The 2,861-nt window shown below is 49.7% G+C and carries 3 protein-coding genes and 1 pseudogene; 2 read left to right on the top strand and 2 right to left on the bottom strand.

Going from position 1 to position 2,861, the window contains the following annotated elements; translation table 11 throughout:
• Positions 1–258: pseudogene (locus GWQ22_RS21145) on the top strand (zona occludens toxin); the annotation flags it as partial.
• A gap of 300 nt (positions 259–558) precedes the next feature.
• Positions 559–1,110: a hypothetical protein gene (locus tag GWQ22_RS21140; protein WP_275931581.1), complete on the top strand. Its 552-nt coding sequence runs from the start codon at positions 559–561 to the stop codon at positions 1,108–1,110.
• 266 nt (positions 1,111–1,376) lie between these two features.
• Here the strand turns inward: GWQ22_RS21140 and GWQ22_RS21135 are convergent, their stop codons facing one another.
• Together GWQ22_RS21135 and GWQ22_RS21130 are read right to left on the bottom strand one after the other, a co-directional pair.
• Positions 1,377–1,727 (bottom strand): DUF3653 domain-containing protein, encoded by a 351-nt coding sequence (locus GWQ22_RS21135; protein WP_275931580.1) that lies wholly within the window; start codon positions 1,725–1,727, stop codon positions 1,377–1,379.
• Positions 1,728–1,967: 240 nt separating this feature from the next.
• Positions 1,968–2,207 carry a hypothetical protein gene (locus GWQ22_RS21130; RefSeq protein WP_275931579.1) on the bottom strand — a complete coding sequence of 80 codons (240 nt, stop codon included), beginning with the start codon at positions 2,205–2,207 and terminating at the stop codon, positions 1,968–1,970.
• Positions 2,208–2,861: the final 654 nt, after the last annotated feature.

Genomic DNA, 2,861 nt, shown 5'->3' with positions numbered 1-2,861 from the left:
GGATCATTTCGGGTCGATTATTGCTTTTCTCTTCGCAAGGGCGATGACGTGCAGGCCCTTCATAGTGATGACTGGCCGGACGAACTCGCTCGTGTGGTTGCAATGAGCGCCTGCCATGCGGTAGTGAGATACCAGGGCCAGCCGGTAGACGTGTATTGCGATCCAGAGGGTGACGCCCTGCGCCGGAAATACAATGCTGCCCTCTTTGCTGGCGGCGATGCCAAAAATGCACCATCGGATGACCGGTCATGGTTATAAGGGTGAACGGGTATAAAAGCATAACCGCGCCACTCGGTTTCTTATGTTAAATACAGATGTTAAGGTTCCAAAGGATGGGGGCGGTAGCCCCTACAAGCCGCCCCTCTATGCTAATTTGGCCCCTACAGTTTCGCGGCGGAACACGCTGATATAGCCCCGAGACTGGATTACCCCCTTCCCTGCAAAACCGGCTTTTAAGGCTTTCCGACACTGAGGGAGGCAAACGCATTAGCGCAACACTGTACCTATAGGCCAAATAATATGTAGAATGCTACTTTTATTTTAATGTGGAATATTATTGTGGATAAGAATCTTTCGCAGATAGCTAATGTTGTTTCTGTATTGGCTGATAATCAAAGTAACATCCAGGACCAGCTTAATGACATATGTAAAGAACGTGAAAGGGTTGAGCGAGAAAAGTACATTTCTGAAATGACGACAATATATTCTGAGGCATGGTCTGCGGCTGCGACTTATACCAATGTAATAATTTTGGCCGGATACGCTGGTTTGTTTGGTCTTTTATCTACTCTAAAGGAATATATAATTCCGCTGGGGTTGGTTTTATCAGGCTTTTGTATTGCTTTATCTCTTGTTTTTTTTGTTTTTCACGAGGTTTTAAAGATGGCTTATGTGGGTGTTAAATACTCTAGGGTTTTTAGGGATCTTAAGGATACTGATGACGTTGTATCGAAAATAAAGAGTCATGCCGAGTCATGTAATATTGTTACTAATCGATTGTGGATTTTCGCATTTGTTCCTACGGTTTTTTTTGGATTGTTAGGTGCTTTTTCATTAATTTACTTTTTCTATTTGTCTTTAGTGCCACTGTTGAGTCAGTATATTTCCTGATGTTCTTGTCATTCGCGTGCTGCCCTCCCCCCGTGTAGTAATACGGGGGGAATTCTACCCCATCCCCTACCCTCTCGGAACCCTTCTATCCTCGATGGTAGGGCCATACGGGCAACCTCTCGGCCTAGGCCCACTCGGGCGAGTGTTTAGAGCAGGGGCCCTTATACTAAAGCGCGGGGGGCGCAGCCTCCAGCTTTCGCGGCGCAACGCGCCGACATATGACTGTTCTATCAACTCAACAAAATGGGGGCCTCCGCCCCCAAACATCACATCACGCCAAGTTTTTTCCTCCAGTAGAAGGCTGTCATCTGCCGTTCTGATCGTTCCACCTGGATGATGGCCAGGGCTTCGATCCTTCGTCTATCGAACCTCACGCCAGTTGGTGACACAAGGCAATCATTCGCCATCCTCCAGCCTTCCCAGTGCTTCCAGATAGTGGGCAACTCTCTACCGGAAGCCATACGCATTAGCCGTTTATAGACAGGTGGGATCTCTTTGCCCTTATCCCAATATGTGACCTGCCTCACAGAAACGAAACATAGATTTGCCACCTCTTCAACTGAAAAGCCGCATTCAAACCAGCGAAATATGAAGTTTTTGGTCAACTCTCGTTCCATCCAAGTAAATACCTGATAAACCAGCAAAATTGCGTGGGCTGGCTTATCGGCCGGTTTCGGATGGGCATTTAACAAAACATGGCATTATGCGCGGTCAGGCTTAGGGGCATGAGTAAGGGGCCGGAAGGCCCCTTGGTTGTTTGATGCCGATAAGTACATATATCGGCATCAGCAAACAGTGCTACGCCCTGAAGTGATAGCAAAAAAGCGCACCAAGTTTGTCCAGGAAGATACATTTTGCTACAGGAGATCGAAATCCTGCCTAGCTGCTTTGTACCGCTCAACGACCTGCCGATACTCTGCAAATTCACGGCGAAGAGTCTCCAGCTCGACACGCTGCCGCTCAACGGTCTGGCCTAGATGGACAAACGAACCAGCGGCCATCATCACGGCTTTGGAAGCAGCACTCTGGCCAGTAGCATGCTTCAGCTGCTCAACAACTTGATCCTCATCCGAGGTTAGTCGCAGTGTAAGGATCATGCGCAATCCCCCTGGCGAGCCACTTCTTTAAAACTCATCTGACGTCACTCCATTGATAGGCACCAATACCTCACGCTTAAATGATAGCAAAAGGCGTTTGCCTGGTAAACATCGAGGCGCATTTGTGATAGCAAATGATTATCCAGGAAGCGCGCCGGCGACGTGTTTTTGATAGCACATCTGAAGCGTTGGATCCAAGCCGGTTTTGCTGGGTTGATAGAAAAGCCATATGTCGGCGCGTTGCGCCGCGAAAGCTGGAGGCTGCGCCCCCCCGCGCTTTAGTGTGAGGGCCCCTGCTCTAAACACTCGCCCGAGTGGGACTAGGCCGAGAGGTTGCCCGTATGGCCCCACCATGGAGGACTCAAGGAAAAGATCCCCAAAAGAAAGGCAAAGGGTAAGAGGAGGAATTCCCCCCGTATTACTACCCGGGGGGCCTGAACAGCAACAGCCCGAAAAGACGCACTGACAAGGCGTAAGAGCTTGGCATGGGCTTGTCTACGACAGGAGGATTAGGCAGTTACCAGCCGCGCCCTATAGCCTTCGGCTGGTCGCTAGAACTGGGGCATTAAAGACCGGTTTAGCAGGGAAAGGGGTGATCCAGTATCGGGGCAAGATGGGCGTGTTTCGCCGCGAGACGGTAGAGGCAAAAATGGG

The organism is Aeromonas sp. 1HA1 (assembly GCF_029237385.1).
GTDB lineage: Bacteria > Pseudomonadota > Gammaproteobacteria > Enterobacterales > Aeromonadaceae > Aeromonas > Aeromonas popoffii.
This window is presented reverse-complemented; position numbering and strand designations above follow the sequence as displayed.

Bases quoted from the DNA above. Each gene is read 5' to 3' on its own strand.
- GWQ22_RS21130 (WP_275931579.1), bottom strand. From the start codon at position 2,207: ATGATCCTTACACTGCGACTAACCTCGGATGAGGATCAAGTTGTTGAG.
- GWQ22_RS21135 (WP_275931580.1), bottom strand. From the start codon at position 1,727: ATGGAACGAGAGTTGACCAAAAACTTCATATTTCGCTGGTTTGAATGC.